We start from the raw sequence: 12,311 nt of genomic DNA on the forward strand, positions 1-12,311 counted from the left end.
GCGTTGCCGCGGGCATCACCGAGCGGATATCGTTGAGCATGGCTGCAGGCGACACGGACATCATCAGACCGGACGGCGCCGAAAACCAATTCGGCGCCGCCAGTGTTGACATCGTAAGACTTGACGGTGCCGAAAAGCATTTCGGCGCCGTCAGGGCGCTGGGCGGGGTGGATTTTCATGTCGGGCCCGGCGAGTGCGTCGGCCTCGTCGGCCATAACGGCGCCGGCAAGTCGACGCTGATGCACATGGTGGCCGGGACCTCGACGCCCGACAGCGGCACGATCACCGTGCATGGCGGCATCGAGGACAACTACTCGGTGTCGCGGGCGCAGCAGCTCGGCATACGCTGCGTGTTCCAGGAACTGTCGCTGTGCCCCAATCTCAGCGTCGCCGAAAACACGCGCATCAACCATGCTTCGCTCACCGGCTTCGGCTGGCGGCGCAAGGCGGCAGAGCTGATCGCCGCCAAGCTGGACGAAATCTTTCCGGACCATGGCATCTCGGCCTGGGACATTGTCGGTGACCTGTCGATCGGCCGGCGCCAGATGGTTGAGGTGGCGCGTGCCTTCACCGTGACGCAGGACCGGCTCGACCTGGTCATCCTCGACGAACCGACCTCGTCGCTCGACGCGCACACATCAGGCCAGTTGCTGGCCTTCGTGCGCCGCTTCGTCGCTGGTGGCAAAAGCTGCATCCTGATCTCGCACGTGCTGGGCGAGGTGCTGCGGAACGCCGACCGGATCGTGGTGATGCGCGACGGCAAGGTGGTGGCGTCGGACGCGGCTGGTGACTTTGATCGCGACCGGCTGGTGACCGTGATGGGCGGAGCCGAGGCGCGTGCGAAGACCGCCGCGCAGGCCGCCGCCGCCAACACAGACGCCAATCCGCTGCGCGTCCGGGCGCGGCCCGCCGGACAGGCGGATGGCAAGGACCTCGTCGCGCGCGCGGGCGAGATCATCGGCCTTGCCGGGCTGGCCGGTCACGGACAGACCGACTTGCTGCTGCGCATCTTTGACGCCGCCGCACGCGCCAAGACCGGCATCGAGGTGACGGCGCCGGTGGCCTTGGTGGCAGGCGACCGCCAGTCCGATGGCATTTTCCCGCAATGGTCGATTGCCGAAAACATTGGCATCCGCTCGCTGGCGCGCTTGCGCAACGGGCTGTTGATTTCACCCCAGTATGAGGCCGAATTGGCCGCGTTCTGGCAGAAGAAGATCGGCATCCGCACGCCTGACATGAACAACAATATTTTCTCGCTGTCGGGCGGCAACCAGCAGAAAGCGCTGTTCGCCAGGGCGCTCGGCTCCGATGCCCAGATCGTGCTGATGGACGACCCGATGCGCGGCGTCGACATCGGTACCAAGCTGGAGGTCTACGATCTCGTGCGCGAGGAGGCGGGCCGCGGACGCACCTTCCTCTGGTACACGACCGAAACCGAAGAGCTCGACAATTGCGACCACATCTATGTCTTCAAGAACGGCCGCATCGTCGCCAATCTGACGCGCGACGAGCTGACCGAAGAGAAGATCATCCAGTCCTCCTTCGGCGATGCGGCCTGAGATGACGGCGACGCCAATCGACAATGGCTTCAAGGGATCGGCGGCACGCAATGCGGCGGCGCGGGCGCGGCTGTTGCGCGGCCTGCTGCCCGCTCTATCGCTGGCGCTGGTGTTGCTCGCGATCGCCTGGCTCAATCCGCGCGCCATCAGCTATTTCGGCTTCAGTCTGATGTTGAACCTGGCGATTCCGATCGCGCTGGCGACGATCGCGCAGATGTTCGTCATCGCCGGCAACGAGCTTGATCTCTCGATCGGCACCTTTGTCGGTTTTGTCGGTTGCGTCACCGCGACCTGGCTGAAGGATGCGCCGCTCGTTGGAGTCCTTATTCTCGCCGGATCGATCGGCATCTATGCGCTGCTCGGCGCGCTGATCCATCTGCGCAACCTGCCCTCCATCGTGGTGACGCTCGGCATGAGCTTCGTCTGGCAGGGCCTCGCCATTCTCGTCCTGCCAAAACCGGGCGGCAAGGCGCCGGACTGGCTGCTGGCGATCATGTCGTTCAAGCCGCCTTTCATTCCGTTTCCGATCATCGCCGCGCTGCTGATCGCGGCGGTCGTGCATTTCGGCCTGATGCGTACCTCCTATGGGGTGATCCTGCGCGGCTCGGGCGGCAATCCGGCGGCGCTCAAGCGCGCCGGCTGGTCGCTGCTCAAGACCAAGATCGTGCTGTTTGCGCTGGCCGGCCTGTTCGGCGTGCTGTCGGGCATGGCGCTGATCGGCATCACCACCTCGGCTGACGCCAATATCGGCAATGGTTACACGCTGCTGGCCATCGCCGGCGTCATCCTCGGCGGCGGCGAGTTCGTCGGCGGCCGGGTCTCGCCGATCGGCGCCGTCATCGGCGCGCTGACGCTGGCGCTGGCCGCCTCGCCGCTGCTCACCTTCATGCACATTCCGCCCGACTGGCAGGTGGCCGCCAACGGCGCCATCCTGATCATCGTGCTTGCGGCGCGGGTGCTGATCAGCCGCAGGAAAGGTGAGCGATGGCTTCGCTGAAAACCCTGCTCACAAAACCCTGGATCTGGTCGTTTGTCGGTGCGCTGCTGGTGTGGTTGGCGACGATCGCCTTCACCGGGGGCTATGGCGGCGGCGGCATGGTCACGGCGGCATTGTCGCTTGCCGTGTTTACCGTCATCGTCGGCGTCGGCCAGATGTTCGTCATTACGCTTGGACCCGGCAATGTCGACCTGTCGCTGCCGGCCAATATCGGCCTCGCCAGCGCGGTCGCCATGAAGGTGATGGGCGGCAGCGATGCCATGATCCTGGTCGGATTGCTGGCGGCGCTCGCCTGTGGCGCAGCGATCGGCGCCATCAACTATCTCTTGATCTGGGCGCTGCGCATTCCGCCGATCATCGCCACGCTGTCGGCGAGCTTCATCATCCAGTCGGTCGACATCAGCTATGGGCGCGGACTGCAGATCAAGCCGCCGCCTGGCTTCGCCGATTTCACCAACTGGCAGGTGCTGGGCGTGCCCGTGCTGGCGATCCTCACCGTGCTGTTCACCATCGCAGCGGCCATCGCCTTGCAGCGCATGATCTATGGCCGCTCGGTGCTGGCGATCGGCCAGAACATCCGCGCCGCCTGGCTCGCCGGCGTCAATGTCGGGCGCATCCGTTTTCTCACCTATACGCTGTCGGGCGCGCTCGGCGGCATCGACGGCGCGCTGCTCGCCGGTTATTTCCGCGGCGCCAATGTCGACATCGGCAACGAATACCTGCTCGCTTCGATCGCCGTGGTCGTTATCGGCGGCACGTCGGTGGCGGGCGGCAAGGCGAATGTGCCCGGCGTCTGGGGCGCGGCGCTGTTCCTGGTTCTGCTGCTCACCATGCTTAACACATTCGGCGTCAGCGCCGGGGTGCGTCTCCTGCTGACCGGGCTTATCATCGTAGGGGTGATCACGGCTGCGGGCGGCGAGAAGGCGGTGCGCTGACCGCAACGTCTCCGGCGTGACCGCAGCCTATCCGCCAACCATTGGACCAGCCGGTTCCCATTCGCGGCGTGGCCTTGTAAACCGGTCCCCAATCTCAGCCGGTCTTGGGAGGCCTCCACTTGTCCAGTTCTGTCAGCGTCGCGAACGAGGGTGGCGTCGCCATCGTCACCATCGACAATCCGCCAGTAAACGCGCTGAGTTTCCACGTCCGCGAACCGCTGATGCAGGCTCTGGTCGCTTTGCGCGATGACGCATCGGTCGCGGCCATCGTCATCGCTTGCGCCGGCCGGACCTTCGTTGCCGGCGCCGACATCACCGAATTCGGCAAGCCGATGCAGCAGCCGGAATTGCGCGCCATCGTGGCTGTGCTGGAAGCCATCGCCAGGCCAACGGTCGCCGCCATCCACGGTACCGCGCTCGGCGGCGGGCTGGAATTGGCGCTCGGCTGCCATTTCCGCGTTGCCGATCAAGGCGCAAAGCTCGGCCTGCCCGAGGTGAAGCTCGGCATCCTGCCCGGTGGCGGCGGCACGGTGCGGCTGCCACGCTTGGTTGGCGCAGCCAAGGCATTGAAGATGATCGTTTCCGGTACACCGATCGGTGCCGATGAGGCTTACGGCGCCGGCCTGGTGGATGCCGTTTTCGAAGGCGATCTGACCACCCACGCCGTGAATTTCGCCCGCGAAATGGCCCGCAAGGGCGGTCCGTTCCCGCCGGTGCGCGACCGCGACGACGTCCTGAAGGAGACCGACCTTGCCGCCTTCGATGCGGAGGCCGCGGATCTTGCCCGCAAAGCGCGTGGCCTCGAAGCGCCAATCGCCTGTGCGCAGGCGGTGCGCAATGCCGTCACGCTGCCCTTCGACGAGGCGCTGGCGGAGGAGCGGGCGCTGTTCGTCAAGCTTGTCGCCAGCGATCAGTCGCGCGCCCAACGGCATCTGTTTTTCGCCGAACGCGAGGCGGCCAAGCTTCCCGGCAAGGATGTCGTCAAGCGCAGGATCGCCCGCGTCGGCGTCATCGGCGCCGGCACGATGGGCGGCGGCATTGCCGTGGCCTTCGCCAATGGCGGCTTTCCCGTCACCTTGCTGGAAACCAGCCAGGAGGCGCTGCGGCGCGGGCTGGCGACGATCGAGAAGAATTACACCGTCTCGGTTGCACGCGGCTCCTTGAGCGAGGATGCCAAGCGGCAGCGGCTCGCCCAGTTCAAAGGCACGATCGACCATGCCGATCTCGCCGAGTGCGACCTGATCGTCGAGGCGGCGTTCGAGGACATGGCGGTCAAGAAAGAAATCTTCGGGAAGCTCGACGCAGCGGCGAGGCCGGGCGCCATCCTCGCCACCAACACCTCTTATCTCGACATCGACGAAATCGCCGCCTCGACCTCGCGGCCGCAGGATGTGCTCGGCCTGCATTTCTTCTCGCCGGCCAACGTCATGAAACTGCTGGAGATCGTGCGCGCCGAAAAAACGGCGCCTGATGCGCTGGCGACCGTGATCGACCTTGCGCGCCGGATCGGCAAGGTGGCTGTCGTCGTCGGCGTCTGCCACGGCTTCGTCGGCAACCGTATGCTGGCCGCGCGCGGCTCGGAATCCGAAGCGCTGCTGCTCGAAGGCGCAACCCCCAGCCAGATCGACAAGGCGTTCACCGATTTTGGCTGGCCGATGGGTCCGTTCCAGATGGGCGACCTTGCCGGTCTCGACATCGGCTGGCGTAACCGCAAGGCGCGGGGCCTCACGGCCCCCATCGCCGACACGCTCTGCCAACAGGGGCGTTTCGGCCAGAAAACCGGCCGCGGCTTCTATCTCTACGAGAACGGCTCGCGCACGCCGGTGCCCGATCCAGAGGTCGAGGCGCTGATCCGCGACAAGGCGGCGGAAAAGGGCATCGTGCCGCGCACGATAGGCGCCGACGAAATCATCGAGCGCACACTCTATCCCCTGGTCAACGAAGGCGCGAAGATTCTGGAGGAGGGCATCGCGGCCCGTGCGTCCGACATCGATGTCGTCTGGGTCAATGGCTACGGCTTTCCCATCGGCAAGGGCGGCCCGATGTTCTGGGCCGGCCTCGAAGGCGCGGCCAGGATCGTCGGGCGACTCAGGTATTGGCATGAGCGGACGGGCAAGGATGTCTTCAAACCGGCGCCCTTGCTCGAGCGGATGGCCGAAACCGGTCATGGGAAGCCTGATCCAGCGTAGTCAGCGGCCTGTGGGAATTACCGGATCCGCGCGTCGATGATCTCGACAAAGCGGGCGAAAAGGCCGGCCTGCGACTTGATGTTGAGCTTGCGGTAGATGTTGCGGCGATGGACCTTCACGGTTCCCGGCACGATGCGCATGGCCCTGGCGATCGATTCCGTCGAATGGCCCTGCAGCACCAGGTCGACGACGTGTTTTTCGCGCGGCGTCAGCGACAGGCTTTTCCAGATATGGGCGCGGTCGAACTCGTTGACCTCGGTGATTTCCTCGTCCTGCTTCGTCTCGGCCGGTTCGTCGGCGGGAAGAGTTGGCCAGCGCAGCCTGGTGAAGCTGATCACCGTCGGCGCCATGTCGCGCAGCAGCCTGGCATCGGCGGTGCCGAACGGACCGGAAGCGCTGAGCCGCATCAGCGACAGCACCAGCGCGTCCTTGCCCGGCAGCGGCACGAAGAAGCCGACTTCCTCGGCCAGCCTGGTCTGGCTGTAATAGGAGCGAAAATATTCGCTGGCGTAGAAGCGATCAGGAGCCAGTTCGCGCATGCGCCAGAACCCTTCCTTGCGCTCGACCGCCGCGTGATGGAAGGGGTCGAGCAGATAGGGGCCTTCCTGATAGAGCGCGACGAAGACGTGGCTTTCGGCCGGCGTGAAGGTCTCGAACAGCAGTGGCGGGCGCGCGGCACCCCGATAGCCGAAGATCACGCAATGGTCGAAGCCGACATGCTGCCGCAGCCAATCGACCATCGCTTGGCCGAAGAGATCGCCGCTCGTCTCCCGCGTCGCCGCGACAAGCGTCGCGAGCCGGCTGTATTCGTCGCTGCGGGAAGCGCTCAATCCAATACCCCCTTAAACGGGAAAATAGATCAGATATACCACCTGCGAGGTATATACTAGCTGCCATTAGCTCTGGTAGCGTCTTGAAATCGCATCGTCCTGGAGCCCGCAGCCTTGACCGCAGTGCCCGACATCGAATTTCGCGGCGTCGCCAAGCGCTATGGCGCGGTGACCGCGGTCAGCGGCATCGACCTTGCCGTGCCGCCCTCCGCCTTCGTTGCGCTGCTTGGGCCGTCCGGCTGCGGCAAGACCACCTGCCTGCGCATGATCGGCGGGTTCGAACAGCCGAGCGAAGGCCAGGTGTTCATCCGTGGCCAGGACATGGCCGGCACGCCGCCCTACCGACGGCCTGTCAACATGGTGTTCCAGCAATACGCGCTGTTTCCGCATCTCGATGTCGAAGCCAACGTTTCCTACGGGCTGCGCCAGGCAAGGCCACGGCTGTCGTCGCGCGATATCGGCCGGCGGGCTGGCGAAGCGCTCGAAATGGTGCGGCTCGCCGGCTATGGCGGCCGCAAGATCCACGAACTGTCCGGCGGCCAGCAGCAGCGTGTCGCGCTGGCGCGTGCATTGGTCAACAAGCCGGCGGTGCTGCTGCTCGACGAGCCGCTTGCGGCGCTCGACAAGAAGCTGCGCACCGACATGCAGATCGAGCTGCAGAACCTGCAGCGCGAGATCGGCATCACCTTCGTGCTGGTGACCCACGACCAGGAGGAAGCGCTGTCGATGAGCGATTTCGTCTGCGTCATGAATGGCGGGCGCATCGTCCAGCTCGGCCAGCCGAGCGAGATCTATGACGAGCCGGCCGACCTGTTCGTCGCCGATTTCGTCGGCAAGACCAATCTCTTGAGCGGCACCGTCGCCGGGCACACGGGCGACCTGGTGGACGTGGCGCTGGCGGACGGCACTGTGATCGCGGCGCGCAAGCGAACCGCGCTTCGACAAGGCGAGACCGTCTCGGTTAGTCTGCGCCCCGAATCACTCAGCCTTGGCGCTCCCGAAAGCGGCCCGCTCAAGGGCATCGTCCGCAACCGGATATTCCTCGGCTCGACTGCGGAATACGCGATCGAAGTGCAGGGCATCGGCACTTTGCTCGCCAAGGCTGATCACCTGATCGGCCAAGGCAATCTCTTCAAGCCGGGTGAACCCGTCGCCATCGGCTATGCCACGGGAACGCCGCTGGCGTTTCCGGAAACCAAGAACAACGGGACCAACCAGAGGGTAAACGAACATGTCGAAATCATATCGTGACGGACTGCCGATAAGCCCAGAGAATTTCGTCGACCAGCTGATGCGCCTGAAGCGCGGCTCGATCGGCCGCCGCGACTTCCTTGGCCTCACCGGCCTTGGCATCGCAACGGCGGTGATGGCGCGCGAGATCGGCATCATGCCGACCCCTGCCTTCGCCGCCGAAAGCCTTGGCGACCGCATGTCGATCGCCACCTGGCCGAATTACCATGACCCGCAGACCTTCGAGAACTTCAAGAAGGACACCGGCGTCGCCGTCGAGGTCAACGTGTTCGGCTCCAATGAGGAGATGCTGGCCAAGCTGCAGGCCGGCGCCTCGGGCTGGAGCCTGTTCGTGCCGACCAATTATACGATCTCGACCTACAAGAAGCTCGGCATTATCGAGCCGCTGGAGATGGCGAAGCTGCCGAATTTCGACGGTGCGCAGGAAGATCCGCGCTTCACCTCCGAGGGCACGATCGACAAGGTGATCTACGCCGTGCCGAAGAACTGGGGCACCACGGGCTTTGCAGTGAACACCAAGAAGCTGACCAAGCCGATGACGAGCTGGAAGGAGTTCTGGGATACCGCCATGGCCGAGGGCGATGGCCGCACCATGGTGCACGACTACCAGCTCACCACCATCGGCAACGCGCTGAAATATTACGGCTATTCGTTCAATTCGCTGAAGCAGGACGAGCTCGCCAAGGCAGAGGAACTGCTGCTGAAGGTCAAGCCGCATCTGTTCGCCGTCTCGTCCGACTACCAGCCGGGTATGCGTGCGGGCGACGCGTGGATGACGATGTGCTGGACCAATGACGGCGCGCAACTGCATCGCGACATTCCCGAGATCGCCTATGTGCTGGGCAAGGAGGGCGGCGAGATCTGGACCGATTTTTATGCCATCCCGAAGGACGCGCCCAACAAGCCCGCCGGTTACGCGCTGCTCAACTATCTGATGAACCCGCAGGTCGCGGTGAAGGAGCACCTCGCCAACGGCGCGCCTTCGACGGATGCGCGCGTCAACAAGCTGCTGCCCAAGGAAGTGCTCGACAATCCGATCCTCTACCCGGCGGCGGAGCTGTTGACGCCGCTCGAATTCGGCGCGGCGGCAACGCTGACCGACCCGGGCCGTGCCGAACTGATGGCGCGCTTCAAATCGGCTTGAGACTGGCCTGGATAAAGACAATCGACCGGCGGGCCCATGCCCGCCGGCACCGGGGCGGTTTCGATGCACGGCAACAGATTTCGGCGTAATTTCCTGACCGCCTTGCTGCTCGCGCCGGCGACGGCATGGCTGGTGGTGTTCCTGGTGCTGCCATTCATCGCCATCGCCGTGTTCAGCGTCGGCGAGCGGGCGCCGGAGGGCGGCTACCAGGCAGCCTTCACGCTGGCGCAGTATGCCAATCTCCCGGCACGGGCGACCGCGTTCTGGAACACGATGGTGCTGGCGCCAGTGGGCGCGCTCGCCTGCCTGCTTGTCGCCTATCCGGTCGCCTATTACCTCGCCTTGCAGGCGCCGCAGCGCTGGCGGCTGATCCTGCTCGCGCTGGTCGTCATTCCGTTCTGGACCAGCCTTTTGATGCGGACCTATGCGTGGATGTACATTCTGGGTGGACGCGGCATCCCGGCGCTGCTCGCCTTTGCCGGCATCGAGGATGTCAGGTTGATCAACACGCCGGGCGCGGTCCTGCTCGGCATCGTCTACGGCTATCTGCCGCTGATGATCCTGCCGATCTATGTCAGCCTCGAACGGCTCGACCGAAGGCTGCTGGAGGCCTCCGCCGATCTCGGCGCGAGGCCGTTGTCGACCTTTCTCGGCGTGACCCTGAAGCTGTCGCTGCCGGGCGTGATGACCGGCTTCTCGCTGGTCATGATCCTGCTGCTCGGCGAATACCTGATCCCGACGCTGCTTGGCGGCGGCAAGGTGTTCTTCATCGGCAACGCGCTGGTCGACCTCTTCCTGCAATCGCGCAACTGGCCGTTCGGGTCGGCCATCGCGATCACGCTGGTGCTGGTCTCGGTGGTGGTGCTGATTGTCGCCAACCGCATTTCGAACCGCGTTGCGGGCGCTCGCCGGGTGGACCTCATCTGATGCGCGCCTTCGTCATTGCCGTCTTTGCGTTCCTCTATCTGCCGATCGTGCTGGTCGTGCTGTTTTCCTTCAACGCCGGCCACCACGCCAGCGAGTTCACCGGTTTCTCGGTGCAGTGGTATGGCAAGGCCCTGTCCAACCCGTTCCTGGTCGAGGCGCTGAAGAACAGCCTGTTCATCGCCAGCACCAGTGCCCTGCTGGCGGCGGTGTTCGGTACCGCGGCGGCGCTTGGCCTGGCGCGTGTCGGCGCCAGAACCCGCGCCGTCTTCGACGGCCTGCTTGGCGCGGCGATCGTTGTTCCGGGCGTCGTCATCGGCATCTCGACGCTGGTCGCGCTCGTTCAGCTGTTCGCGGTCGTCAATCCGTTCCTCGCCTCGGTCTGGCCGGGCGACCAGCCGCCGCGCCTGTCGCTCGGCTACGGCTCGATCATCGCCGCGCATGGCCTGTTCTCGATGGCGCTGGTAACGATGATCGTCGGCACGCGGCTCGGCAGCCTCGATCGCAATCTGGTCGAGGCCTCCAGCGATCTATACGCCACGCCGTTGACGACCTTCCGCTCGATCGTCCTGCCGCAGATCATGCCGGCGGTGGTCGCCGGTTTCCTGCTCGCTTTCACCTTCTCCTTCGACGACTTCATCGTCGCCTTCTTCGTCGCCGGCGCGCAGACGACGCTGCCGATCTATGTCTTTGCCTCTATCCGGCGCGGCGTAACGCCGGAGATCAACGCCATCGCGACGATCGTGCTCGTCGCCTCCGTCCTGCTCGTGGTGCTTGCCCAATGGCAACTGCGCCAGCGCAAGCCGTCAAACTGAAAGCCGCTCCATGATCCTCAAAGACCGCATCGCCGTGGTGACAGGCGCCGGCTCCGGCATCGGACGTGCCGGCGCCATGATCATGGGCAGGGAAGGCGCGGTGGTCGTCATCGCCGACAGGGACGGGACCGCCGGCGAGGCAACGGCCGCGGATATCCGGGCGGCGGGCGGCCGGGCCGAGGCGATCGCGACCGACGTCTCGAACGACAATGCGATCGACCAACTCATCGTCGGCACGCTCGACAGACATCAGCGCATCGACATCCTGCATAATCATGCCGGCATCCAGGTCGGCGGAACGCTGACCGAGGTCGAGACCGCCGGCATGGACGCATCCTGGCGGGTCAATGTGCGGGCGCAATTCCTCGCGGCGAGGATCGTGATGCCGTCGATGATCGCGCAAGGTGGTGGCGTCATCCTCAACACGGCTTCGAATTCGGGTGTGTTCTACGACCGCGAGATGATCGCCTATGCGACGTCGAAACATGCCGTGGTGGCGATGACCAGACAGATGTCGCTCGACTATGCCCGGCACAATGTGCGCGTCAACGCGCTCTGCCCGGGCTGGGTCGACACCCCATTCAACGAGCCGTTCATCGCCCAGATGGGCGGACGCGAGGCGATCGAAACCTATGTCCGCACCAAGATCCCGATGGGGCGCTGGGCGGTGGCCGAAGAGATCGCCGAGGCGATCCTGTTCCTCGTCTCGGACCGTTCATCCTTCATGACCGGGCAAGCGCTGGTGATCGATGGCGGCGAGAGCATCGGCTGACGCTGCTTTCATCGATCGACCTTTCCCAGTTCAGCCCCGCTTTTTCTGTCGTTTCGCGGGATGCCGGACGGCACAAGACCATGGTCTGGCGGGTATGGGACTTCAGTGCCAAGCCAGGTCAAAGCTGTGTATTTCCTTATCTTTTCAAGGGGTTGTTGATCCGACGCAGCGCGCGCTCTCGGATTGAGACCGCATTTGTCTAAAGTTTACCGGGTATGATTAGCGATTTCTCATACGCAGGTGGTTCAGCGGTGGGCGAGTGCGGCGATTCCCGAGGAGATTAGCATGACAAACCGGAAAACACTGTTCGCGGCCGTGGCCGCATTGGCGCTTCTGGCGTCTCCGGCGCTCGCCGGCAATGGGCATGGCAATGGCGGCGGCAATGCTGGAGGCAATGGCGGCGGCAACGGCAATGGCGGCGGCAATGGCGGCACCCATGGGAATGGCAACGGCAACAGCGGTGCTTCGCACGGCAAGTCGTCGGCACCGGGACGGGCAGCCAAGACGGACACCGACACAACGGCCGACGCCACGGTCGATACGAACACAAAGGTCTCGTCCGTGCCCAAGGAGAAGAATATCCACGCCAAGCTTGGCCGGCTGAACTCGCTGCAGCGCAACGTCAACGCCTATATGAACTCCAAGAGCAAGAAGTTCGCCGCCGTTCAGGCATTCGTGACGCAGTCGGCGAAAGCCAAGAACGCGCAGACCGCGGCTGCGGCGGCCGCTGCCACAGCTGCCGCGGCCCAGGCTCAACTGGATACGCTGAATTCGCAGTTGAGCGCACTGACGTCGCTGTCTCAGGCCGAAATCGACGCCATGACAGCCGAACAGCAGGCGGCCCTGCCCGGCCAGATATCGGCGCTGCAGGCTGACATCACTGCCCAGCAGGCGG

General features: G+C 64.6%; 11 protein-coding genes. 10 read left to right on the forward strand and 1 reads right to left on the reverse strand.

Going from position 1 to position 12,311, the window contains the following annotated elements; genetic code table 11:
• The first annotated feature begins 38 nt into the window (after nt 1–38).
• The 4 genes from FJ954_RS04080 (at nt 39) to FJ954_RS04095 (ending at nt 5,680) form a co-directional block, all read left to right on the forward strand.
• Complete coding sequence (locus FJ954_RS04080; protein WP_246681012.1) at nt 39–1,559, forward strand: sugar ABC transporter ATP-binding protein; 1,521 nt, start codon at nt 39–41, stop codon at nt 1,557–1,559.
• A gap of 1 nt (nt 1,560) precedes the next feature.
• On the forward strand, nt 1,561–2,556 hold the full coding sequence (locus FJ954_RS04085; protein WP_181177736.1) for an ABC transporter permease: 996 nt from the start codon (nt 1,561–1,563) through the stop codon (nt 2,554–2,556).
• A complete protein-coding gene (locus tag FJ954_RS04090) occupies nt 2,544–3,491 on the forward strand; it encodes an ABC transporter permease (RefSeq protein WP_023771850.1) in 948 nt (315 codons plus the stop codon). Before FJ954_RS04085 ends, FJ954_RS04090 begins: the two co-directional genes overlap by 13 nt.
• A 119-nt stretch (nt 3,492–3,610) precedes the next feature.
• Complete coding sequence (locus FJ954_RS04095; protein WP_140660485.1) at nt 3,611–5,680, forward strand: 3-hydroxyacyl-CoA dehydrogenase NAD-binding domain-containing protein; 2,070 nt, start codon at nt 3,611–3,613, stop codon at nt 5,678–5,680.
• A gap of 17 nt (nt 5,681–5,697) precedes the next feature.
• Here FJ954_RS04095 and FJ954_RS04100 read toward each other — a convergent pair whose 3' ends face one another.
• Complete coding sequence (locus FJ954_RS04100) at nt 5,698–6,510, reverse strand: LuxR C-terminal-related transcriptional regulator (RefSeq protein ID WP_015315086.1); 813 nt, start codon at nt 6,508–6,510, stop codon at nt 5,698–5,700.
• 114 nt (nt 6,511–6,624) lie between these two features.
• Between FJ954_RS04100 and FJ954_RS04105 the strand changes: the two genes are divergently transcribed.
• The 6 genes from FJ954_RS04105 to FJ954_RS04130 all read left to right on the forward strand — a co-directional run.
• On the forward strand, nt 6,625–7,761 hold the full coding sequence (locus FJ954_RS04105) for an ABC transporter ATP-binding protein (protein ID WP_140660486.1): 1,137 nt from the start codon (nt 6,625–6,627) through the stop codon (nt 7,759–7,761).
• Nucleotides 7,742–8,905, forward strand: coding sequence for a spermidine/putrescine ABC transporter substrate-binding protein (locus FJ954_RS04110; protein ID WP_140660487.1), 1,164 nt, complete (start codon nt 7,742–7,744; stop codon nt 8,903–8,905). Before FJ954_RS04105 ends, FJ954_RS04110 begins: the two co-directional genes overlap by 20 nt.
• Before the next feature lie 63 nt (nt 8,906–8,968).
• Entirely contained in the window at nt 8,969–9,832 is an 864-nt protein-coding gene (locus tag FJ954_RS04115; RefSeq protein WP_140660488.1) for an ABC transporter permease, read from the forward strand.
• The gene (locus FJ954_RS04120) at nt 9,832–10,644 is read left to right on the forward strand and encodes an ABC transporter permease (RefSeq protein ID WP_015315090.1); all 813 of its coding nucleotides are present in this window, start codon (nt 9,832–9,834) and stop codon (nt 10,642–10,644) included. The genes FJ954_RS04115 and FJ954_RS04120 overlap by 1 nt, the downstream gene beginning before the upstream one ends.
• A 10-nt stretch (nt 10,645–10,654) precedes the next feature.
• Nucleotides 10,655–11,416: a glucose 1-dehydrogenase gene (locus FJ954_RS04125; protein ID WP_140660489.1), complete on the forward strand. Its 762-nt coding sequence runs from the start codon at nt 10,655–10,657 to the stop codon at nt 11,414–11,416.
• 285 nt (nt 11,417–11,701) lie between these two features.
• Nucleotides 11,702–12,311: hypothetical protein (locus tag FJ954_RS04130; protein ID WP_140618412.1), on the forward strand; the 610-nt coding region annotated here is incomplete at its 3' end.

Source organism: Mesorhizobium sp. B2-3-15 (genome assembly GCF_006442875.1).
GTDB lineage: Bacteria > Pseudomonadota > Alphaproteobacteria > Rhizobiales > Rhizobiaceae > Mesorhizobium > Mesorhizobium australicum.

What these genes read in the sequence shown, in the direction of transcription:
- FJ954_RS04115 (WP_140660488.1), top strand. Translation starts at nt 8,969, where the DNA reads ATGCACGGCAACAGATTTCGGCGTAATTTCCTGACCGCCTTGCTGCTC.
- FJ954_RS04125 (WP_140660489.1), top strand. Translation starts at nt 10,655, where the DNA reads ATGATCCTCAAAGACCGCATCGCCGTGGTGACAGGCGCCGGCTCCGGC.
- FJ954_RS04110 (WP_140660487.1), top strand. Translation starts at nt 7,742, where the DNA reads ATGTCGAAATCATATCGTGACGGACTGCCGATAAGCCCAGAGAATTTC.
- FJ954_RS04120 (WP_015315090.1), top strand. Translation starts at nt 9,832, where the DNA reads ATGCGCGCCTTCGTCATTGCCGTCTTTGCGTTCCTCTATCTGCCGATC.
- FJ954_RS04080 (WP_246681012.1), top strand. Translation starts at nt 39, where the DNA reads ATGGCTGCAGGCGACACGGACATCATCAGACCGGACGGCGCCGAAAAC.
- FJ954_RS04090 (WP_023771850.1), top strand. Translation starts at nt 2,544, where the DNA reads ATGGCTTCGCTGAAAACCCTGCTCACAAAACCCTGGATCTGGTCGTTT.
- FJ954_RS04085 (WP_181177736.1), top strand. Translation starts at nt 1,561, where the DNA reads ATGACGGCGACGCCAATCGACAATGGCTTCAAGGGATCGGCGGCACGC.